General features: G+C 66.6%; 16 protein-coding genes. 15 read left to right on the top strand and 1 reads right to left on the bottom strand.

Annotated elements, in window-relative coordinates; all coding sequences use genetic code 11:
* The first annotated feature begins 190 nt into the window (after positions 1–190).
* The 13 genes from C3Y92_RS14485 to C3Y92_RS14425 all read left to right on the top strand — a co-directional run bounded on the left by C3Y92_RS14485 (position 191) and on the right by C3Y92_RS14425 (position 17,865).
* Positions 191–1,891 (top strand): FAD-dependent oxidoreductase, encoded by a 1,701-nt coding sequence (locus tag C3Y92_RS14485; protein ID WP_129353702.1) that lies wholly within the window; start codon positions 191–193, stop codon positions 1,889–1,891.
* 88 nt (positions 1,892–1,979) lie between these two features.
* Positions 1,980–5,435 (top strand): DNA polymerase III subunit alpha, encoded by a 3,456-nt coding sequence (dnaE, locus tag C3Y92_RS14480; RefSeq protein WP_129353700.1) that lies wholly within the window; start codon positions 1,980–1,982, stop codon positions 5,433–5,435.
* A 245-nt stretch (positions 5,436–5,680) separates the two neighbouring features.
* Positions 5,681–6,073, top strand: coding sequence for a 6-pyruvoyl trahydropterin synthase family protein (locus C3Y92_RS14475; protein WP_129353698.1), 393 nt, complete (start codon positions 5,681–5,683; stop codon positions 6,071–6,073).
* A gap of 9 nt (positions 6,074–6,082) precedes the next feature.
* Positions 6,083–6,559 carry a D-aminoacyl-tRNA deacylase gene (dtd, locus tag C3Y92_RS14470; protein ID WP_129353696.1) on the top strand — a complete coding sequence of 159 codons (477 nt, stop codon included), beginning with the start codon at positions 6,083–6,085 and terminating at the stop codon, positions 6,557–6,559.
* Between the two features lie 79 nt (positions 6,560–6,638).
* The gene (locus C3Y92_RS14465; protein WP_129353694.1) at positions 6,639–7,067 is read left to right on the top strand and encodes an ATP-binding protein; all 429 of its coding nucleotides are present in this window, start codon (positions 6,639–6,641) and stop codon (positions 7,065–7,067) included.
* A complete protein-coding gene (locus tag C3Y92_RS14460) occupies positions 7,055–7,402 on the top strand; it encodes an STAS domain-containing protein (protein WP_129353692.1) in 348 nt (115 codons plus the stop codon). The genes C3Y92_RS14465 and C3Y92_RS14460 overlap by 13 nt, the downstream gene beginning before the upstream one ends.
* The gene (locus C3Y92_RS14455) at positions 7,395–9,095 is read left to right on the top strand and encodes a CgeB family protein (protein ID WP_129353690.1); all 1,701 of its coding nucleotides are present in this window, start codon (positions 7,395–7,397) and stop codon (positions 9,093–9,095) included. Before C3Y92_RS14460 ends, C3Y92_RS14455 begins: the two co-directional genes overlap by 8 nt.
* The gene (locus C3Y92_RS14450) at positions 9,092–10,723 is read left to right on the top strand and encodes a glycosyltransferase (RefSeq protein WP_129353688.1); all 1,632 of its coding nucleotides are present in this window, start codon (positions 9,092–9,094) and stop codon (positions 10,721–10,723) included. Before C3Y92_RS14455 ends, C3Y92_RS14450 begins: the two co-directional genes overlap by 4 nt.
* On the top strand, positions 10,716–12,140 hold the full coding sequence (locus tag C3Y92_RS14445; protein WP_129353686.1) for a glycosyltransferase family 9 protein: 1,425 nt from the start codon (positions 10,716–10,718) through the stop codon (positions 12,138–12,140). The genes C3Y92_RS14450 and C3Y92_RS14445 overlap by 8 nt, the downstream gene beginning before the upstream one ends.
* 113 nt (positions 12,141–12,253) lie before the next feature.
* Positions 12,254–14,164 carry a flagellar hook-length control protein FliK gene (locus C3Y92_RS14440; RefSeq protein WP_129353684.1) on the top strand — a complete coding sequence of 637 codons (1,911 nt, stop codon included), beginning with the start codon at positions 12,254–12,256 and terminating at the stop codon, positions 14,162–14,164.
* Between the two features lie 15 nt (positions 14,165–14,179).
* Entirely contained in the window at positions 14,180–14,878 is a 699-nt protein-coding gene (locus C3Y92_RS14435) for a flagellar hook assembly protein FlgD (RefSeq protein WP_129353683.1), read from the top strand.
* Between the two features lie 36 nt (positions 14,879–14,914).
* The gene (locus C3Y92_RS14430; protein WP_129353681.1) at positions 14,915–16,567 is read left to right on the top strand and encodes a flagellar hook protein FlgE; all 1,653 of its coding nucleotides are present in this window, start codon (positions 14,915–14,917) and stop codon (positions 16,565–16,567) included.
* Positions 16,568–16,968: 401 nt separating this feature from the next.
* Entirely contained in the window at positions 16,969–17,865 is an 897-nt protein-coding gene (locus C3Y92_RS14425) for a flagellin N-terminal helical domain-containing protein (protein ID WP_129353679.1), read from the top strand.
* 260 nt (positions 17,866–18,125) lie between these two features.
* On the opposite strand, the gene rnc is transcribed toward C3Y92_RS14425, so the two are convergent.
* Positions 18,126–18,857 (bottom strand): ribonuclease III, encoded by a 732-nt coding sequence (gene rnc, locus C3Y92_RS14420; protein WP_129353677.1) that lies wholly within the window; start codon positions 18,855–18,857, stop codon positions 18,126–18,128.
* A gap of 330 nt (positions 18,858–19,187) precedes the next feature.
* Here rnc and C3Y92_RS14415 point away from each other — a divergent pair, with 330 nt between their 5' ends.
* Positions 19,188–20,249 (top strand): phosphotransacetylase family protein, encoded by a 1,062-nt coding sequence (locus tag C3Y92_RS14415; RefSeq protein ID WP_129353675.1) that lies wholly within the window; start codon positions 19,188–19,190, stop codon positions 20,247–20,249.
* A 112-nt stretch (positions 20,250–20,361) separates the two neighbouring features.
* Positions 20,362–22,824, top strand: a complete 2,463-nt coding sequence (locus tag C3Y92_RS14410) for a CBS domain-containing protein (RefSeq protein ID WP_129353673.1) — start codon at positions 20,362–20,364, stop codon at positions 22,822–22,824.
* Positions 22,825–22,850: the final 26 nt, after the last annotated feature.

Here is a 22,850-nt window from a genome sequence, read left to right as displayed (position 1 = left end):
GGCCTCATCCCCCAGTGTGCTTTTCCGGTCCCCCCGGACCGGACTCCCTGATTCCCTGATTTCGTTCTAGGCTTTTTGCGCCGGCCCGCAAGGAAAAAACGCCTCGCGTCCTGCAACTGTTTGCCTCTTTGCCGCGCTTTGGCTACACAATGCGCTAAGACCTTCAGGAAAACGATCAAGGAGGGGCGCGATGGCCCTTTTCGGCAACGACAAGAAAAAGAAAGCGGCGGACAAGGAGCCTCAGGCTCCGGCCGCTCCCAAGCGGCTGATCCCCGAGGACAGCCTGCCGGAACTGCGGAAGTTCTTTGACGGGATGCAGGAACCGGTGGAGCTTTTGGTCTTCACCGACTCCCGCCAGAACACGCCCTACAACGCCTTCATGGAATCCCTGTGCCGGGAGCTGGCCGAGATCGCCGACAAGATCACGGCCCGGTTTCTGGGCTTGGACAGCCCCGAGGCCAAGCTCTACGAGGTGGATTTTTCCCCGACGTTGCTTCTCGCCCCGGACCGCTGCCAGATACGCTACCTTGGCGCGCCCCTGGGCGAGGAGGCACGCACCCTGGTCGAGACCATCATGCGGCTGTCGGCCGGCAAAAGCGGTCTGTCCCAGATTTCCCGCCAGCTGTTGCAGGAGCTTGAGGACAAGCGCCACGTCCAGGTGTTCGTCAATCCCTCCTGCCCCTATTGTCCGGGCCAGGTCGGCAATGCCTTTCGGGCCGCCGTGGAGCGGCCGGACCTTGTGACGGCCTGGTGCGTGGATGCCTCCCAGCACCCGAAGCTCGCCGAGCGCCACCATGTCGGCAGCGTGCCGCATACGGTCATAAACGAGACGTTTTCCACCCTGGGGCTTTTGCCCGAGGAGCGGTTCGTGGTGGAGCTGGTGACGCTCAAGCCCGCCGAAGAGCTTATGGCCGAGCAGCGCGCCGCCGCCGGGGTCCAGACGCCCGGCGGCTATCCGGTCAAGGAGGTGGACGTGGTCATTGCCGGGGCCGGCCCGGCCGGGCTCACCGCCGCCGTCTACGCTGTGCGCAGTGGGCTTTCCGCCGTGGTGCTGGAGAAAAACGTCATCGGCGGCCAGGTGGCCGTGACGCCGGTGGTCGAGAACTATCCGGGATTCGCCAGCGTGCCGGGCAAGCGGCTCATGGAGATGATCGCCGAGCAGGCCCGCGGCTACGCCGACATCCACGAGGGCGAGGGCATCGACGAGGTCAAGGTCGGCAAGCACGTCGAGGTCTACACCGACAAGGCGGTCTATGTGGCCAAGGCCTTGATCCTGGCCACGGGCGCGTCCTGGCGCAAGCTCGGCGCGCCTGGGGAAGACCGCTACTTCGGCTTTGGCGTGAGCTACTGCTCCACCTGCGACGGTTACCTCTACCGCGAGAAAAAAGCCGTGGTGGTGGGCGGCGGCAACACGGCGCTCACCGACGCGTTGCATTTAAAAAACCTTGGCGTGGACGTGACCCTCATCCACCGCCGCACCGAGTTCCGGGCCGAGAAGCACTTGCAGGATGCCCTGGCCGCCTCGGGCATCCCCACCGTGCTGGGGGCCAATGTGGTGGAGATCCTGGGCGACGAGGCCAAGGTCACGGGCGTGCGGTTGCTCGGGGCCGATGGGAAGGAACAGGAGATCGCCGCCGACGCCGTGTTCGTGGCCATCGGGCTTAATCCCAACACCGCAATCGCCCAGGAGCTGGGGCTGAACTTGGACGCTAACGGGTATATCGTCGCCGACCGGGCCAAGCGCACCTCCATCCCGCGCATCTACGCTGCCGGCGACGTCACCGGCGGTTCCCAGCAGATCGTCAACGCCGTGGGCGACGGCTCCACGGCGGCCCTGTCGGCCTTCGAGGACATTGCCCATCCCTACTGGAAAAAGACCAGGCCGGCCTAGGGGCGTTTCCAGCGGCGGCGTTTAGCGCTATACCGTCCCGGACGGGCGATCCCGCCCGGGACTTTTTTCTTCCCAAGAGCGCACCCCCATGCCCGATTTCGTGCACCTGCACTGCCATACCGAGTACAGCCTCCTCGACGGAGCCATCCGTATCGGCGATCTGGTCAAGACCGCCAAGAGCTTCAATTCGCCGGCCGCCGCCATCACCGACCACGGCAACCTCCACGGCGCGCTCATCTTCTACGACGCGGCCAAAAAGGCCGAATTAAAGCCCATCATCGGCTGCGAGGTCTACGTCTCGCCGACCTCGCGCCGCGACCGCGATCCGCGCACGCCGCGCTACCATCTGGTGCTTCTGGCCCAGAACATGACGGGCTACAAAAACCTGCTCAAGCTGGCGACGCTCGGGCACACCGAGGGCATGTACTACAAGCCCCGCGTGGACAAGGAACTGCTTGGCCAATACGGCGAAGGGCTTATCGCGCTATCGGCCTGCATCAAGGGCGAGATCAACCAGAAGCTGCTCAAGGAAGGCAAGGACCAGGCCCGGGCCATGGCGAAGGAATACGCCAGGCTCTTCCCGGACCGCTTCTATCTGGAAATCCAGGCCAACACGATTCCCGAACAGGCCGTCATCAACGACTTTTTGATCGAGTTGTCCGACGACATGGGCCTGCCGCTGGTGGCCACCAACGACTGCCACTATCTGCGCGCCGACGACGCCGAAGCCCACGACGTGCTGTTGTGCATCCAGACCGCCGCCTGCGTGGACGACGTCAAGCGGATGCGCTTCACCACCCAGGATCTCTATTACCGCTCCCCGGACGAGATGGCCGCCGCCTTTGCCCACGTGCCCCAGGCCATCGCCAATTCCTGCGAGATCGCCGAGCGCATCGATCTCCAGCTCAAATTCGGGGATTACCATTTTCCGGTCTACAAATCCCCGCCCGGCAAGTCCCTGGACGAGGTCATGGCCGATCTGGCCCGCAAGGGCCTGACCGAACGGCTGACCAAGATGCCGGACGTCGATCCCAAGCGTTACTGGGACCGGCTGGAACTGGAACTCGACGTCATCAAGCAGATGGGCTTCCCGGGCTATTTTCTCATCGTCCAGGACTTCATCAACTGGGCCAAAAACCACGGCATCCCGGTTGGCCCGGGGCGCGGTTCGGCGGCCGGGTCGCTCGTTGCCTACGCGCTTCGCATCACCAACCTCGATCCTTTGCCCTACGATCTGCTCTTCGAGCGGTTTCTCAATATCGAGCGCGTGAGCATGCCCGATATCGACGTGGATTTCTGCGAACGCCGCCGCCACGAGGTCATCCGCTACGTCACCGAGCATTACGGCGAAGAGGCCGTGGCCCAGATCACCACCTTCGGCACCATGAAGGCCAAGGCCGTGGTGCGCGACGTGGGCCGGGCGCTTGGCATGAGCTTTGGCGAGACCGACCGCATCGCCAAGCTCATCCCCGAAGACCTCAAAATGACCATCGACAAGGCCCTGGCCCAGGAGCCGGAGCTGAAAACCCTCATGGCCCAGGACGCGCGGGTGGCCAAGCTCATCGACGTCTCGCGCCGTCTGGAGGGCCTGGCCCGCCACGCCTCCACCCACGCCGCCGGCGTGGTCGTGTCCGACACGGCCATGACCGAGTACGTGCCGCTGTACAAGGGCAAAAACAACGAAACCGTGACCCAGTGGGACATGAAGCGCGTGGAGAAGGCCGGACTGGTGAAGTTCGACTTCCTGGGCCTCAAAACCATGACGGTCATCGACGACACGTTGCAGATCATCCGCGAGATGGGGGAAGAGCCGCCCGACCTCGACACCTTGCCCTTTACCGACGAAGCCACCTACGAGCTTTTCGCCAAGGGCGACACCGACGGCATCTTCCAGGTGGAAAGCCAGGGCATGCGCAAGTATCTGCGGATGCTTAAGCCCAACTGCTTTGAAGACATCATCGCCATGCTGGCGCTGTACCGCCCCGGGCCGCTGGGGTCGGGCATGGTCGAGCTGTTCATCCGCCGCAAGCACGGCGAAGACCCGGTCGAGTACCCGCATCCGCTCCTGGAAGAGACGCTGAAACCCACCTACGGCGTCATCGTCTACCAGGAACAGGTCATGAAAATCGCCCAGGTGCTGGCCAACTTTTCGCTTGGCGCGGGCGATTTGCTGCGTCGGGCCATGGGCAAGAAAAACGCCGAGGAGATGGGCAAGCAGCGCGGCTTTTTCGTCGAGGGCTGCGCCCAAAACGACATCCCCGAAAAGAAAGCCAACGAAATCTTCGACTTGATGGAGAAGTTCGCGGAGTACGGCTTCAACAAGTCCCACAGCGCCGCCTACGCGCTTATTTCGTATCATACCGCGTATTTGAAGGCCCACTATCCGGTCGCCTTCATGGCCGCGCTCATGACCTCGGACATGGAAAACCAGGACAAGCTGCTGCAGTACATCGCCGCCTGCCGCGACAACGACCTGACGCTCCTGCCGCCCGACGTCAACGCCGGCTATCCGCACTTTTCGGTCAAGGACAACAAGATTCTCTACGGCCTGGCCGCCGTGAAAAACGTCGGCCGCGACGCCGTGGCCGAGATCGTGGCCGCGCGCGAAGAGGGCGGGCCCTACACCTCGCTTCTGGATTTCACCTCGCGCGTCAACATGCGCAAGATCACCAAGCGGGTCATCGAATATCTCATCAAATGCGGGGCCTGCGACAGCTTCGGCTGCTCCCGGGCCGGGCTGGTGGCCGGCCTGGACCAGGCCGCCGCCATCGGCCAGAAGCGGGCTGCCGAGAAAAACGACGGCCGGCTCTCGCTTATGACGCTCATGCCCGAAAAGCCCAAGCCCACCGTGGGCCTGGGGCTTTCCTGCGCCGAGGCCGACCTGCCCGAGTGGCACCATGAAGAGATGATGGCCTTTGAGAAAGAGGCGCTCGGCTTCTATCTCACCAGCCATCCGCTTCTGGCCTACGAGCGCGACCTGCGGGCCATGCGCCTGACCACCATCGCCCAGTGCGACGGCATGGAGCCCGGCGTCGAGGTTAAGCTGGCCTGCATCTGCGTCTCCACCAAGGAAATCATCACCAAAAAGGGCCAGAAGATGGCCTTTTGCAAGCTCGAGGATCATCTGGGCGGCGAGGCCGAGGCCGTGGTTTTTTCCGATGTCTACGCCGCCAGCCGCGAACACCTCGACGCCGACGTGCCGCTGTATTTGACCGCCAAGATCGGCAACGTCGACCAGGGCGAAGGCGAAGGCAAAAAGATCATCAAGCTGCAAGCCGTGCGCCTTGATCCCCTGACCAACATCGTCAGCGGCAGCGACGAGCCCATCGAAATCTTCGTGGCCTGCAAGGACGAGCAGCCCGTGGGCTTAAAGCCCCTGGAAGAGATTCTCAAACGCTATCCCGGCGAGAATTCCGTCCATCTCATCATGAACCTGCCCAAGGCCGTGTGCCGGCTGCGCCTGGGCCACCATTTCGGCGTCAAACGCTGCCCCGAACTGCGCCGCGAACTCGACGCCTTCGAGCAGGGCGCACTTAGTCGCTAAGGGCGCGCGAGGGCGGGTGGAAAGGCGAAGAGTGGGGCGCTGCCCCACGCCCCGCCGGGGGGATTATCCCCCCGGACCCCTTGATCGTGTCGGCGGTCTTGGCGGATGCTCCGCCAAGGCCGCCGACGCGATCAGGGCCGCGTCAGAACGGTGTATAGAACGACCAATTGGTCGCACCACGTATAAACCCATGTCGGGGGTCCGGGGGGCTGAGCCCCCCGGCCGCCGGAGGCATCTTCACGACTATGCAACAGCGTAAGGGCAAATGGCGATTGACGGTGAGCGAGGGGTTTTGCGCCTCGCATTGTTTGCGCGGCTACGAAGGCCCGTGCGAGAACCTGCACGGCCACAATTTCGGCGTCGAGGCCGTGGTCGAGGGCGAGCGCCTGGACCCCAAGGTCGAGTATCTGGTCGATTTCAAGGTGCTGCGCGGCCGGCTGCGCGAGATCCTGGCCGGCCTGGACCATCGGCACTTAAACGACCTGCCGGCCTTTTCGCTGGAAAATCCCTCGTCGGAGAATTTGGCGCGCTTTGTCTACCGCCAGCTGGAGGCGGCCCTGGCCGGCCAGCCCGTGCGGCTGGTTTGCGTGTCGGTCTCGGAGAAGGACTCCAGCAAAGCCACCTATATGGAAGAATAGGGGGCCTGGGTGCGACTGGTCGTGCAACGGGTGCGCCAGGCTTCGGTGGCGGTCGGCGGGGAGACGGTTTCGTCGATTGCGGCGGGGCTGCTGGTTCTGGTCGGCTTTGGCGCGGCCGACGGGCCGGATTTCGCCGCCGGCAAGGCGTGTCGCGGTCTGCTGGAAAAGCTTTTGGATCTGCGCATCTTTCCCGACGAGGCGGGCAAGCTCAACCTGAGCCTGCGCGAGACCGGAGGGGGCTTGCTTCTGGTGTCGCAGTTTACGCTTTACGCCTCCTGCCGCAAGGGACGGCGGCCGTCGTTTTCCGAGGCTGCGCCGCCCCAGGTTGCCCTGGGGCTTTACGACGCCTTTGTGGAGATGGCCCGGCAGGCCCTGCCGGGGCGGGTCGGCGGCGGCGTTTTCGGCGCGGACATGGACGTTTCCCTGGTCAACTGGGGGCCGGTGACCATCCTGCTCGACAGCGCGGACTTCGCGGCGGGCACTTGACGCGGCCCGGGCTTTCGGAGCAAATCTGAGAGGTGGTTTGGCCGGGCGGTGGTCGCCGGGCCGGCCGTGGAGCAAGGCCATGGAGCGCGCGGTGACCCGCAAGGTGTTTCGAACCGAATCCCATCCCGGGGACAGCCGCCGGCTGGCCAAGGACGTGGTCGATTATCTCGCCGCGTTTCTGGTCGATGGCGATGTGCTCCACGATCTGGACATCATCCTCACCGAAGCCTGCGCCAACGTCTGCCGCCATGCTTACGGCGGCCAGCCCGGGCCGCTGGAAGTACGGCTGGCGGTGAGTCCCGGCTCGTGGATCGAGCTGGAGATCGTGGACTGGGGCAAGGGCTTTGGCGACGACGTGCGCTTCGAGAATCCCGGCCCCGACGCCGAGGGCGGACGGGGGCTGTACATCATGCGCATGTTGGCAAACGACTGCCAGGTGCGCCGGCAAAACGGCGAAAACGTGGTCTTCATTCACAAGGACATAGGTGCGCCGCGGTGGAAAACCTGACGATCAAACGTCTTGGCGGGGCGCTGCTGCTCAAGTACGCCGGGGAAATCACCCTGGAGATGACGGCCGACCTTAAGCGTCGCCTGGAAGCCGAACTCGGCGAGGGCGAAGGGCAAGTGCGCGCCGTGGTCATCGACCTGTCGGCGGTGCCCTTCATGGATTCCTCGGGCATCGGCTTTTTGGTCTCGTGCAACACACGCATGAAAAGCACGGGCAAGGCCTTTTATCTCTACCAACTGAGTCCGGCCGTGGAAAAAACCCTGGGCCTCGTGCAGTTGCTCAGCTTTTTCAGCGTACTGCCCGACGAAACGGCCCTGACCGGGGTGTGTGAATAACCCGGACGCGCCGCCGGAATCCCCCGTCCCTGGCCGCGCCGAGGCGGTGACCGACGCCGACGGCCGGCTGATCGACGTCCGGCTGCGCCACCAGGACAAGAGCTGGACGCTGTGCGGCCGCTCGGGCGAGGCCGCTTCCCTGGCCCGGGCCGAAGCCGCCCTGTCCACGGGCGCGTTGCCGGTTTTTTTCGGGGCCGGCCTGGGGGTTGAAATCGCCCATTGCCGACAGGCCGGCCGGCCGGTCGCCGTGGTGGACCGCGACCCCGACGTGGCCGGGCTGGCCGGCACGGCGGCGCGTTTTGCCAACGACCCGGAGGTGGCCTGGATCGACGCGGCCGACCCGGTCCGGGCGGCCGAGGCCGTGCGGGCCTTTGCCCAGTCCCGGGGACTGACGGCCCTTCATTTCTCGCCCCATCCCGTCCAGCGCCGGCTCCATGCCGCCTACGTCGCCGCCTTGGCCCAGGCCCTGGCCGGGCCGCCGGCTGCGACGCGCTTTGGCGCCGTGTTGCCCCGTGTCTTGTGCCTGACGAGCAAGCTGTTTCTGGTCGGCGAGGCCGTGGCCGCCTGCGCCCGCCTGGGCGCGCCGTGCCGCTATGTCGAAACCGGCGACAGCCTCGACCGCGACGCCTTCGTGGCCCTGGTGCGTGGGGCCGTGGCGGAATTCCGGCCCGATTTCGTCTTTACCGTCAACCACCTGGGCGTGGACCGGCAGGGCGTGCTGCTGGAGCTGCTGGACTCCCTGGACCTGCCCTTGGCCTCGTGGTTCGTGGACAGCCCGGAGCTTATCCTGCCGCTCTACCGGCCGGCGGCCAACCGGGAGACGGTGCTTTTCACCTGGGACGCCGACAGCCTGGCGCCGTTGACGGCCGCCGGCTTTCCCCATGTCCACTACCTGCCCCTGGCCGCCGACGAGACGCGCTTTTGCCCGCGCCCGCCGCTGGCCGCCGACCATCCCTGGCGGGCCAGGGTATCCTTTGTCGGCAATTCCATGGTGCGAAAGACCGCCCTGCGCCTGGCCGCCAGCGCGCCGCCGCCAAAACTGGCCCGGGCTTTTGGGGCGCTGGCCGAATCGTTTGGCGCTTGCCGGGCGCGCACCGTGGCCGCCCATCTGGCCGAGGCCTGGCCGGGGCTGGTCGCGGCCTTTGCCGGACTGCCGCCAGAACGCCGCCTGGCCTTCGAGACCGCCGTCATCTGGGAGGCGACCCGGCGCTACCGCAACAGCTGTGTGGAAAAGCTCCTGCCCTGGCGGCCGCTTCTCGTCGGCGACCCGGGCTGGCGCGAGACTTTTCCGGACGAAGGCCAGGCTTGGCGTTACCAAGCTGAGCTGGCCTACTACGACCAATTGCCCGACTTCTATCCGCTCTCCGAAATCAATTTCAACGCCACCAGCCAGCAGATGAAGGGCGCGGTCAACCAGCGGGTGTTCGACGTGCCGGCCTGCCGGGCCTTTCTTTTGACCGACGCCCGCCGCCAGCTCGACGCCCTGTTCGAGCCGGGAAAGGAAGTGGCGGTCTATGCCCATCCGGCCGAGATTCCCGAACTGGTGGCCCGCTATCTGGCCGACGCGCCGGCCAGGCAGCGCATCGCCGCCGCCGGGCATCGGCGTCTGCTGGCCGACCACACCTATCCCACGCGCGTAAAACAGCTTTTTAGCGTCATGCGCGACACCTTCGGCCCCAGGGACCGGCCATGACCGACCCGTGCGCCGGCCTGCCCGGGCCGCTCTCCCGGCTACTGGCCGTCGGCGGCAGCGGGGCGGGCTTGGTCGCGCTTCGCGACGCCTCCTTGGCCGCCGGTCCGGCCCAGGCCGCCCTCACGTCTGCCCTGGCTTTGGCCGCCTGGGCGGAAACGCCTCTGGACCCGTTTGCCGCCGCCGTTGCCGCCCGCCTGGGCGGGGATTCGCCCCAGACCCGGGCCGCTGCCGGGGTTGCCGTCGCCGCCAAGCCGGCTGGGCCGGAACCGTATTACGAACGCCTGGCCGGGCGGCGCGACACCGGGCGCATGGTCGCCTATCTGTTGGAGCGCTGCCGCAAGGAGCCGGTCGAGCCGTCGTGGCTGGCCCGGCTGGCCAGGATCGCGCCCATGCTGCCGGCCGGCGACGACTTGGCCGAGGCCGAGGGCCTGCTTGCCGCCGCTGCGGGACCCCTTGCCGCGCCCGGGGCCATGGCCGCCGGCGAACTGGCCTTGCTGGCCGGTCGGGCCAAGGCGGCCGAGGCCCATTTGCGCCGGGCGCTTGCGCAGCTGCCGACCGGCGCGGCCGCGTTTCGGCTGGCCGAGGCCTTGCTGGCCCAGGGCCGGCGCGGCGAAGCCCTGGCCGCCTACGCCGTCGCCCGGACCTCCCATCCCTGGGACACCCTGCTGGCCGCCCGGGCCGCCGATGTGGCCGCCGGGCGCGACACGGCCCTGGCCCGTCTGCCGGGCAGTCTGGCCGTCCTGGTCTATTGCTGGAATTCTCCCGATCTTTTGGCCCAGGCCCTGGACGCCCTGGCCGCGTCGGACTGGCGGCACGCGCCCGACGCCAAAGTGGTGATCCTGGACAACGGCAGCCCGGACGGCGTGGTCTCGGCCGTGGCCGCCGCCCGGACCGCCGTTTTCGGCGGCCGGCTGGCCGTCCTACGTCTCCCGATCAATGTGGGCGCGCCGGCCGCCCGCAACTGGCTGGCCGCTTTGCCTGAGGTTCGGGAGCGCGATTTTGTCGCCTATCTCGACGACGACGCCTTCGTGCCGCCGGACTGGCTGGGACGCTTTGGCGCGGCGGTCGCCGCCGCCCCCGGGGCCGGGGTCTGGGGCTGCCGGGTGGCGGCCAGGGACGCGCCGCGTTTCTTCCAGTGCGGCGACGCCCATCTGCTCCCCAGCCCACGTGAGCAGGGGGCTTTGGGCCGGGGCTTCGAACTGGCCCGGCCCTGGCTGGCCGCGCCGGACTGGGGACAGTTCCGCGTTTCCCGGCCGTGCGCCTCGGTCACGGGCTGCTGCCATCTGTTCGCCCGGCCGACGCTGGACGCCGTGGGCGGCTTCGACATCCGCTTCTCGCCTACTCAATATGACGACCTCGACCACGACCTGCGCCTGCTGCTGCGCCGCGAGATCCCGCGGTATTGGGGCCATTTGACGGTGGTCCACGCCAAGACCACGGGCGCGGCCGGCCAGCCCGGCGGTCCGGCCTGGGGCAGCGGTTTCGCCAATCAGCTGAAGCTTCACGGCAAATACGACGATGCGGCCATTGCCGCCGCCTCGGACGCGGCCTTCGCCGCCCTGGCCGCCGACCGGCAGGAAAAGGCCCGCCGCCTGGACGCATTGGCCGGGGAGGGCGGCCGTGGCTGACTCGACCCCCATCGCCGTCATTCAGACCCAGCGCATGGGGGATTTGATCCTCACCTATCCGCTGCTGCTGTGGCTGGCCCGCAGCCATCCCGGCCGGTCCGTCACCGTGGTGGCCGATCCCGCCTTTGCCCGGCCGCTTTTGCCCATTGGCCCCCAGGCGCATTTCATGAGCCTGGAACAAGCCGCCGCCGCCCTGCCCGGTCGCGAACACGAGCTGGTGGTCAATCTGGGCATCGTGCCCCAGGCGGCCCGGCTGGCCGGAGCCATCCCGGCCGCGCGACGCCTGGGGCCGGCCATCGGCCCCGACGGAGCGACCCGCATCGGCGGAGACTGGCAGCTCTACCGGTCCTCGGTGGTTCACCTAAACCGCCACAGCCGCTACCACTGGGCCGAGCTGAACGCCCTGGACCTCGTGCCGCCGGCCCTGCTGGCCGGGACGTCCTGGCCGCCTCCGCGCCGGGGCGGGCCAGGACGGCGTAAGGTCGGGCTGTTTCTCGGGGCCAGTCAGCCGGAAAAACGCCCTGGTCCGGCCTTTTTCGCCGCCCTGGCCCGGGAGCTCGTCCGGCGGGGCCTGGTGCCGGTGCTCCTGGGCGGCCCGGGCGAGGCCGGGCTCGGGGACGAGGCGGCAAGGCTTGCCGGCATCCCGCTGTCCAACCTGTGCGGCAAGCTTGGCCTCAAGGAACTGGCGCTTTTGGGCCAGGAGATGGCGCTTCTCGTCAGCCCGGACACCGGCCCCATGCACCTGGCCGCCTGGACCGGCTGGCGGGTGCTCAACCTGTCGGTGGGGCCGGTCAGCCCCCATGAGACCGGGCCGTACCAACCCGGGCATTACGTGCTGCGTCCGCGCCTGTCCTGCCGGGGCTGCTGGGAATGTTTCCGGGAGGCGGTGGTCTGCCGCGACCGCCTGGACCCGGTGCGGGTGGGCTACGTGGCGGCCCGGCTGGCCCGGGGCGAGGACGACCGTCTGGCCGGGGCCGTGATCCCGGCTTTCGAACTCTTGCGCACGGCCGTGGACGCGCATGGCCTGCGCGTTTTGGAACCGGTCTCCGTCGCGTCCGGGCCGGTCCCGTCGGCGGGGCGGGAACTGGTGGGCGACTTCTGGCGGGCCGTCTTCGGCCATGTCTTCGGCCTGCTCCCCGAAGCCGCGCCACGGCTGGCCGCCGCCGCCCTGGCCCAGGGCCAGCCGGCCCTTCACGCGACCCTTGGCAAAAAGCTCGGCCGCCTGGGCGCGGCCCTGGCCCGGGACACGCGGCGCGGGGTTGTGCCCGACGCCGCTTTTGCCGAAGCCTTTGCCCCGGGCGTGGGACCGCTGGCCGGTTACATCGAACGCCTGCTCCAAAACGGCGACGGCTCCCGGCCGGCCCGATTGGCCGCCCTGGCCCTGTATGCGCGCGCCTCCGCGCTTTTCGCCGGGTAGCAAACGGAAAAAAACTCCCTCGTGCCGCTGGCGCGTTTCGGCAAACCCTTGTCGAAACGCGCTTTTTGTATTTGGAACGGGTCTTGAAGAATTGTGGGCGCAGGAGGCCCGGTATGCAAATTCTTCCCCTTATCCAGCGACGCACCCAAAGCGTGATGGCCGACGCCGCCGCCACCGGCGGCTCGGGGCTCGGCAGCCGCCAGTCGGCGCTTTTCGCCAGCCTCCTCGACAACGCACGGGCCGATTCCACGTCCAGCGCCGCCGTGGCCGATCTGTCCGGCAAGGCCGCCGCCGCCGAGGTCGTCTCCGCCGCCGCCTCCCCCTCCGAAGAGGACATCAAGACCCTGCCCGTGACCCGGGAAGATATTGCCGCCCTGCGCAGCGAACTCAAGGACCAGGGCTTTTCCGACGAAGAACTCGACGCCATGGAAGCCAAGGCCGGCGACGGCAAGGGCATGACCTGGGGCGAACTCATGGACGAAGTCGAAAAGAAGGTCTCCTCGGCCGGCAAGGGCGAGAAGAAGGTCATCGCCAACGACGATCAGGTCCAGATCCTCGGCCTGCTCGGCAAGCTCGGCTTCACCGCCGACCAGTCCCAGCAGATGGTCGAGGCCCTGTCCCGGGGCGAAACCCAGTCGGTCATGGCCGCTATCGACGAAAAGTTGGCCGGCATGTCGAGTGAAAACGAAGTCCAGGTCGGGGCGTCGGAAATCACCGCCCTGGGCCGCGCGCTCAATCTTTCCGAACAGGCCCAGTCCCGCCTGTCCAGCCTCATGGGCGAATCCTCCGGCCAGACCGGCCAGGGCATCGTCTCCGCCATGTCCCTGGTCAAAAACGAACTGCTGGCCCAGCTCGGCCAGGAAAATCAGAAGATGGCCGAATTCCGGGAGGCCGCCTCCGACGTGTTGCAAAACGCCTGGCAGCGCGACACCACCGGCCGCTCTTCGGACCTGCATCAGGACGACGTGGCTCGCAAGGCCGGCCAGATCGTGGCCATGAGCAGCGAGGAAGGCGAGGCCAAGGCCGACGGCAACGGGCTTGACGCCCTGGCCGACGTGCCCCAGGCCGGCAAGGCCGCCGAGGGACAGGAATCCCCGGCCGCCGCCCAGACCGCCACGGATGCAGCCTCGGCCGGCAAGGCCGTCGAACCCAAGACCGGCGCCCATGCCGAACTGGCCGCCAAGGCCGGGGCCGTGGCCGCCGAACAGGCAAGCCTGGCCGGCAACGCCGCCGAAGCTTCGGCCAAGGCCCAGGGGCAGCCGGAGGTTGCTCCCCAGGCCAAGGAACAGGCCGCCTCGACCCCGGTCCAGAACGCCGAAGTCCACCAACAGACCGGCTCCGGCCAGCAGGGCGCGGCCGGCGGCAATGCTTTCGGATTCGGCCAGAACGGCCAGGGCGGGCACGACGAGTCCATGGCCGAACTCATGGGCAAGATCCGCTTCGCCGGCCGCACGGCCACGGGCCAGACCGCCGGCCAGACCGCCGAAACCAGCCCGACCCTGGCGGCCATGGATGCGCTGAAGACTTCCCCGTCCGGCCAGCAAGCCAAGACTATCGATCCGGCCCTGGCCGCCCGGGTGGCCCGGCAGGTGGAAAGCGGGATTTTAAAGGGCGCGGGACAGGAAGCCAAGCAGCTCACCCTGACCCTGACCCCGGACGAACTCGGCAAGGTCCAGGTGACCCTGACCGTCAAGGACAAGGAAGTCCGGGCCGTTATTTCCGCCGACAACGCCGACACCACGGCCATGCTCCAGGAACACGCCGCCAAGATCAAGCAATCCCTGGAAGAGCAGGGGTTCAAGGTGTCCGAGGTCGAGGTACGCAGCCAACTCTCCCAGGACAACCAGAACGCCGCCTGGGACAGCCCCGAGCGCCACAACGAAGCCCGCGAGCAGCGCGAAGCCCTGGAGCGCATCCGCTCCTCGGTGCGCCTGGCCAGGGACGCGGCGGCCGGCCAGGGCGAATCCCTGGTCATCCCCGAACCGATGACCGCCCGCGCCTCCGGGCTCGACCTTTTCGCCTAACACAGGGAGCAGGCCATGAGTTACGTCGACAGCCTTCTTTCCGCCACCTCCGGCAGCTCCGCCAGCTCGACCACGAGCTCGTCGACCTCCGGCCTTGGCATGGACGCCTTCCTGCAGCTCCTCGTCACCCAGTTGCAGTACCAGGATCCCCTTGATCCCATGGACGACAAGGAATTCGTGGCCGAACTGGCGCAGTTTTCGAGCCTTGAACAGCTCACCGAAATCAACTCCGGCATCGAAGGCCTGTCCACGCTCTCCCAGGAGCAGCAGATGATCGGGGCCGTGAATTTCATCGGCAAGACCATCGAAGCCAACGGCACGGCGGTCAACGTCGAGGACGGCGCGGCCACCTCGGTGACCTTCACCCTGCCGGAAGACGCCGCCACCTGCCTGGTCAACGTGCTCGACAGCGCAGGCAGCATCGTGCGCACCGTGGACCTCGGGGCCACCACGGCCGGGGAAGTAGAGTTCAAGTGGGACGGCAAGGATTACGACGGCAACGCCGTGGACGACGGCCAGTACCAGGTGGCCGTGACCGCCACCAACGCCGACGGCGACGTCATGAAGGTCTCCAGCACCATGACCGGCACCGTCGAAGGCATCCAGCAGGTCAGCGGCAGTTATTACCTCGACATCGGCGGCGGCCGCTACGTGGCCTTCACCGACATCACCAACGTGGTAAGCGATACCACCACCACAGAAGAGAATTCCTGACCCGACGCGGGGAGGACATAAGGAAAGGAGGACGTTATGGGAGTCGGATTAGGAACATCCATGTGGTCGGGCGTGTCGGGCTTACTGGCCAACTCGACGAAGATGGGCACCATCGGCAACAACCTGGCCAACGTCAATACCTACGGCTTCAAGGGCGCGCGAACCGATTTCATGGACCTCATGAGCGCCAACGTCGGCACGGCCGCCGGCGTCAAGCAGATCGGCCGCGGCGTGCGCGTGGGCACCATTGTCTCCGACTACTCCCAGGGCGGCCTGGAAACCACCAGCGAAAACCTGGACATGGCGATTAGCGGCAACGGCTTTTTCATGGTCAAGCAGAAGAGCCAGGTGGGTTCCAACGGCAAGATGCTCAACACCGGCAACACCACCACCTATTACACCCGCGCCGGCGACTTCAGCTTCGATTCCGACGGCTACCTGGTCACGCCGCAAGGCCTGGCCGTCCAGGGGTGGAAGGTCGATCAGGACCGCATCGACGCCGCCGCCGCCTCGGGCACGGTCTTGAGTCAGGTGCCGGTCTCCGGCGAGATCCAGGACATCCGCCTGACCCAGTTCACCAGCCCGGCCAAGGCGACTTCCAGCGTCACCATGGTCACCCAGCTCGACTCCGACACCACGACCCAGAACACCCGCACCGCCGGCACCAATTATTACTACGCCATGACCGAGCAGTGGGACGGCACGGCCAGCCCGGCCATGCCCTCCACGGCCTACGGCTACCAGTCCACCATCAAGGTCTACGACGAAAACGGTTCGCCCCATACCCTGACCGTCTACTACGACAAGGTCGTCAGCGAAGACGGCAAGGATTACTGGGAATACGCCGTCACCTGCGACCCCAGCGAGGACGGCCGCGTCGATTCCGCCGGCAATCCCATCGCCGGCACCGAAACCGCCGGCCTGCTCATGACCGGCACCATGACCTTCGACTCCTCGGGCAGCCTGGAAAACATGAGCGCCTACACCTTGCAGGCCAGCAACGCCACCGGCGGCCCCTTCGACGCGACCCAGTGGGCGGCGGCCAGCGTGAAGAACGGCTACCCCGTCTTCACCGCCAACTTCAAGTCGGTGTCCGACGCCAGCTTCACCGATTCGCCAAACGCGCTCAACATCGCCTTTAACGTGGGCCTGAGCAACAAGAACGGCTTCGTGCCCGGCGCAACCGGCACGCTGCTTTCCGCCGCCGCCGCCCATGACCCCGACGAGCTGGTGTCCTTCAATCCGTCCACCACCAAGGTCAACAGCACCGTGACCACCAGCTACGCCACCTCGTCCTCCACGGTGTTCAGTTCGCAAAACGGCTACACCTCGGGACTTCTCACCAGCGTGTCCGTGGACAGCGACGGCATATTGACCGGCACCTTCTCCAACGGCCAAACCCAGAAGCTGTGGGCTCTGGCCCTGGCCAACTTCACCAACCTCCAGGGCTTAAGCCGCCAGGGCAGCAACCTCTACGCCGCCACCCTGGATTCCGGGCAGGGCACCACCAACCGGGCCAACACCGGTTCCGTGGGCTCCATCTCGGGCAACACCCTGGAAACCTCCAACGTGGACCTGGCCACGGAAATGGTCAGCATGATCCTCACCCAGCGCGGGTTCGAGGCCAACAGCAAGACCATCACCACCGTGGACTCCATGCTCTCGGAAGTCATTCAGCTCAAGCGCTAGCCGCGAAGCCAAGTGCCGCGCCAAAGGCCGCTCCCGACAGGGGGCGGCCTTTTTGGCGTGGTCGCCAGAGGACGACCGGTCCTGCTCTGGCGCTGGCGGCCGAGCCATGACCGGTCTGGCGCGGGGCCGTCGTCCGGGGAGAGAGACCGGCCGGCCTGGAAGTGGGAGCCAGCCCTGATCAAGGGATCTGGGAAAAGCTTGCCGGGTATAGTGCCGGCCGCGTCGGGACCGACTCCGGTCCAGCGTGGATTTCTTGGCAATGGGGAGGAATATTTTTGCCTAGGGCGGCTTTTATTCGATATAATTATCTAGAAATAAAAAGAAAAATGTTTTTGGAACGCCTCCTGCTTTAACTTGGCAAAACCAACACGGATTGTCTGGTTGCAACAAGGAGGTTTCTTATGTCCATGGTTATCAATCATAACTTGATGGCGAACAACGCCGCCCGGAATCTGTCCGATTCCTACGGTGCCCTGGCCACCTCGACTCGCCGTCTGTCCTCGGGCCTGCGCATCACCACCGCCGCCGACGACGCCGCCGGTCTGGCCATTCGCGAGCTCATGCGCTCGGATATTTCCACCCTCAACCAGGGCGTGCGCAACGCCAACGACGCCATTTCCATGATCCAGACGGCGGACGGCGCGCTCCAGGTCATCGACGAAAAGCTCATCCGCATGAAGGAACTGGCCGAACAGGCTTCCACCGGCACCTACACCTCGGACCAGCGCCTCATCATCGACTCGGAATACCAGGCCATGGCCTCGGAAATCACCCGAATCGCCAGCGCCACGGATTTTAACGGCATCTATCTGCTCAACGGCAACCTGTCCTCCAGCGTGCACAACGGCGGTAATCTGACGCCTCAAGGCAAGCTCAAGGTCCACTTCGGCACCGGCAACTCCAGCTCCGAGGACTACTACTACATCCAGATCGGCACCTCCACCGCCTCGGCCTTCGGCCTTGGCCTCGGCGCCGCCTCCACCAGCGCCGGCGGACGCAGCATTTCCACCCAGAACCTGGCCCAGCAGGCCCTGGAAGCCATCACCTCCGCCATCGTTTCCAAGGACAAGATCCGGGCCAACCTCGGCGCGCTGCAGAACCGGCTGGAAAACACCATTTCCAACCTCCAGATCCAGGCCGAGAACCTCCAGTCCGCCGAGTCCCAGATTTCCGACGTGGACGTGGCCACGGAAATGACCGAATTCGTGCGCAACCAGATCCTGACCCAGGCGGCCGTAGCCATGCTGTCCCAGGCCAACTCCCTGCCCAAGATGGCCATGCAGCTCATCAGCGGCTAATCCTGACCGGGAAGGCGCATCATGAAGACAAGGACCAGGGAGGCGTGGATCGCGGGAGTGCGATCCCTCCCTGGTCCGAGGTCGAAGCCTCGGGCGGGATGCGGAATGACGGAATTTTGACTAGGACGCGGCAAGGCGGAAACGTCGGCGCATACAGGGCGTCGGGCCAGGAAGGGCGCAACGGTCGTCATCGGCACATGGGCCAATGCACACGGCAGTCCAGCCAAGCGTTGCCGACGCAACCATTTGGAATCCCAAATCTATTCTTCCGGAAGCTGTCCCAGGGCGGTCAGGGCCAGGCGGGCGGCCTGCTGTTCGGCTTTTTTCACGCTTTTCTCCACGGCCAGGATCTCCCGGCCGCACGGGAGCGTCAGGCGCACCTCGAAGCGTTTGTCGTGTTCCGGGCCGGCGCTGCCAAGCAGGGCGTAGACCGGCCGGGCCTTGTGGGTGCGCTGGGTGAATTCCTGGAGTCGGCTCTTGAAATCCTTGATTTTCGGCGCGGCCGGACGCTTGGGCCACTGGCCCTCGAAGGTCCGCGACACAAAGGCCCGGGCCGCGGCGTAGCCGCCGTCGAGAAAAATCGCTCCCACCACCGCCTCGAAGACGTCGCTTAAAAGCGACGGCCGCCACCGTCCTCCCTGGTTTTCCTCCCCGCGCCCCAGCCGCACATGGCCGGCCAGCCCCAGGCGCAAGGCCATGGCCGCCAGGCTCGATTCGTTGACGAGCTGGGAACGCAACAGCGTCAGCTCGCCTTCCGGAGCCTCGGGGAACAGGGAAAAAAGTTCCTCCGACACGCAAAGCTCCAACACCGCGTCGCCGAGAAATTCCAGTCGTTCGTTGTGTCCTGTCCCTTCGCCGCGTTCGTTGGCGCAGGAACTATGGGTCAGCGCCGTGGCCAAAAGGGTCGGGGCGGCGAACTCGTGGCCCAGGTCCAGGGGGTGCGGGGGCGAACTTTCGGCGATAGCGGCGTCGGGCGTCGGGGATGCGGGCATGGGGACTCCCTGGGATGGCTTTGGCGCGGCCTCCCCTTTTCGGTGGCGGGGCGGCCTCGAAGCGGGACCTTAGCCTTTCCCTGCGACGATTCCAACCCGCCCGCAAAGCCGGGTCATCGATCAGAGCGCTTGCCGCCTTGGCCGGCCGCGGCCCGTTGCCGTCGGCGTCCGCCTTGGCCGCGCCGCCGCCGGGCCGGCGTCTTTTTGCGCCGCCTGGCCGCAACAGGCTTGATTATCCTGGCCGGGGAAGGCATTTTGGCCGGACAACGCCGCCGCGCCACCTGGCCGGCGACGGCAACGCGGCTCGGGCGAAGCCGCAGGAGGGCGGGCATGGCTGGACTGTACGTGGGCGCGACGGCCGGATACTCGGGCAAGAACATGGTGGTCATGGGCCTTGGCCTTCGTCTGCAAAAAGAAGGCTTTTCCGTGGGCTACTTAAAGCCCGTGGGCGCGGTTCCCAAGGAGATCGACGGCAAGCTGTGGGACGAGGACGCCTACCACGTCCAGCGCATCCTGCGCACAAACGAATCCCCCGAAACCCTCACCCCGGTCATCGCCACCCACGATTTCCAGGTGCGGGCCTTCCGCAACCAGGTCGGCGACGTCATGGCCTCCGTCAAGGACGCCTACGAAAAAGTCAGCGCCGGCAAGGACGTCACCATCGTCGGCGGCTCGGGCGGCATGCACACCGGCCGCTACTGCAACGCCGACGGCGTGCGCGTGGTCACTGAACTCGGGCTCAAGGCCGTGGTCATCGACCGCTATTCCAAGGAGCTCAATTACGACTACCTGCTCATGCTCAAGGATCAGCTCGGCGACCATCTGGCCGGCATCATCTTAAACGACGTGGCCCCAAATTTCATGGACGAGACCCGCAAGCTCATCGTGCCGTTTCTGCGCGACCGGGGCATCCGGGTGCTCGGCGTCATCCCCAAGGACCCGCTCATGGGGGCCATCAAGGTCTGCGATCTGGCCGACCGCCTGGGCGGCAAGGTGATTAGCGCTCATCACAAATCCGAGCGCATCGTGGAGAGCTTTCTCATCGGCACCATGCAGGTGGAAAACTTCATGACCCATTTCCGCCGCCAGAAAAATTCCGCCATCATCGTCGGCGGCGACCGCTCAGACGTCCATCTGGTGGCCCTGGAAGGCGACAGCCCGTGCCTGGTGCTCACCGGCAACCTCTATCCCAACGACATCATCCTCACCCGCTCGGAAGTGCTGGAAATCCCCATCATCGTCGTGCGCGAGGACACCTACAACGTGGCCAAAAAGATGGAGACGCTTTTAATGCGCCACAAGCTGCGCGACGAGATCAAGATCCGCCAGGGCGCGCAGCTCATCAACGCCAATCTCGATTTCGCCGTCCTGCGCGAGCAATTAGGTCTGTAGACGCCGTCCGGGTCGTCCCTCGGCCCGGGCGGCCCCTTGCCAACGCCCCGGATTTCGGGCATCGGCCTGCCCAACCCGCGTGAGCCGCAGGGATCCTGCCCGAGGAGGTTTCATGGGCGACAGGCTCCTGGCCGAAATCATCACCCCCGACGTCATTGCCATCGCGCCCGACGCGCCGGCCAGCCTTGGCTTGGACGTCATGCGCCGGCGCGGCATTTCCTGCCTGGTCGTGGCCGAGGCCGGCAAACCCGTCGGCATCGTCACCGAACGTAACGTCCTGTGGGCCGCCGCCCACTCCGGCGGCGACTTCGCCCAGCGCCCCATAAGCGAACTCATGAGCGCCCCGGTGGTCACCGTGGGCGAGGAAGCCTCCCTGGTCGAGGCCTACCACCTGCTGGCCCAGAAACGCCTGCGCCATCTGGTCATGGTGGACGAGGCCGGCACGGCCAAGGGCGTGCTCACCCAGTCCGACCTCATCGAACGCCTGGGCTACGATTCCCTGGCCGAGATCAAGCGCGTCAGCGAAATCATGACCCGCGAGGTGGTCGCCGTCGACGGCAACATCACCGTGCGCGAGGCCGTTACGCGCATGGCCGACCGCTCCATCTCCTGCCTCATCGTCGCCCGCGACGGCCGTCCGGCCGGCATCATCACCGAACGCGACGTGGTGCGCCTTTTATCCGAAAGCCCCCACCTCGGCCGGCTGCGGCTCTACGACATCATGAGCTGCCCAGTCGTCTGCGTGGAGGCGGACCGGCCGGTCTTCGAGGCGGCGCTTATCATGCGCAAGCGCCGGATGCGCCGGCTGGTGGTGGTCGACGACGACCTGCGGGTCATGGGGCTCGTCACCCAGTCCGACATCGTGCGGGGGCTGGAAAGCAAATACGTGCGCACCCTCAAGTCCGCCCTGGCCGAAAAGGACGAGGCCCTGCGCGTGGTCGGCAAGTCCCTGGTCGAGAAAACCATGTTTCTCGACAACCTGCTGCGCTGCGCCGAACTGGGCATCGCCGCCGTGGACGAAACCTGGCGCGTCACCTACGTCAACCCGGCGGCCGAACAGATTTTCGGCATCCGGGCCGGCGAGGCGGCCGGGCGCGACCTGCGCGAACTCCACGTGCGCCACGGCGTGACGCTCGCCCGACTGGGCGAAGGGCTGGCAGGCGTGTCCCCGACCCACAGCCACGACTTTACCTTTAGCCTCAGCCGTGACGGCGCGCCTCGGCTCTACGCCGGCCGGGTGTCGGGCATCTACGACAAGGAAGGCGCGCCCTCGGGCTACGTGCTCATGGCCCGGGACGAGACCGAACGCCGGCAAGCCGAGGACGCCCTGGCCAGGCTTACCCGCAACCTCGAAAACCTCGTGGTCGAGCGCACCCGCGACATGGATCACAAGGCCCGGGAGCTGGAGGAAGCCAACGAGCGCCTGCGCGGCATGGACGAGATCAAAAGCGCCTTTCTGTCTTCGGTCTCCCACGAACTGCGCACGCCGCTGACTTCGCTGCTGGGCTTTTCCAAGCTCATCTCCCGGGATTTCAGCCGCCACTTCGCCCCCCTGGCCGGCGACGACCCGGTCCTGGCCAAGCGGGCCGGGCGCATAGAAGACAACCTGCGCGTGCTCTCCCACGAGGGCGAACGCCTGGCCCGGCTGTTAAACGATTTCCTCGACCTCTCGCGCATCGAATCCGGCCGCATGCAGTGGCGTGATCGGGAAATCTGCCTCAGCGACGTGGTCCAAAACGCCGTGGCCGCCGTGGCCGGCCTGTTCTCCGGCCGCCCCGAGATCGATCTCGAAACGCGCCTGCCCGAAACCTCGCCCGTGGTCCTGGCCGACCCGGACCGCCTGGAACAAGTGCTCATCAACCTGCTTGGCAACGCCGCCAAGTTCACGGCTTTGGGCGCGGTCACCGTGAGCGTCAGCGAACCCCGGCCCGGCACGGCCCGGGTGGCCGTGGTCGATACCGGCCCGGGCATCGCCCCGGCCGACCGGGAACTCATTTTCGACAAGTTCCGGCAAGTGCGCCTGGACCCCGAAGGCTCGGCCCCGTCCAAGGGCACGGGACTGGGACTGGCCATCTGTCGCGAGATCGTCCAGCACTACGGCGGCCATATCTGGGTGGAGCCGGCCCCGGCCCGGGGCGCGGCCTTTGTTTTCGAACTGCCGACCACAACCGGCGGCGTCGCCTGCCAGCCGCCGGCCGCGCCGCGCCCCCGCGACCGCGACAAGCCGCTTATCCTCGTGGTCGACGACGACCCGGCCGTGTCCTCCTTCCTCATCCAGTTCCTGGAAGGCGAAGGCTACCGGGTGGCCGCCGCCCACGACGGCGCTTCGGCCCTGTCCGCCGCCGAACGCCTGCGGCCCCAGGCCATCACCATGGACATGGCCATGCCCGGCATGGACGGCCGGGCCGCCATCGAAGCCCTGCGCCGCGATCCGGCCCTGGCCCACATCCCGGTCATCGTCATCACCGGCCACGACGCCCCGCCTCCCGGCAGCGCCGACGCCGTGCTCCATAAACCCCTGGACCCCACCCGGCTGCTGGCCGCCATCGAAGGGCTGCTGGCCGAAGAGGGGTAGCGGCGCGCCCCTGGAGCGTTTCCAGT

The sequence above is a fragment of the Solidesulfovibrio carbinolicus genome (assembly GCF_004135975.1).
GTDB lineage: Bacteria > Desulfobacterota > Desulfovibrionia > Desulfovibrionales > Desulfovibrionaceae > Solidesulfovibrio > Solidesulfovibrio carbinolicus.
Note: the sequence above shows the minus strand (reverse complement) of the source record. Positions and strands in the feature narration are given on the sequence as shown.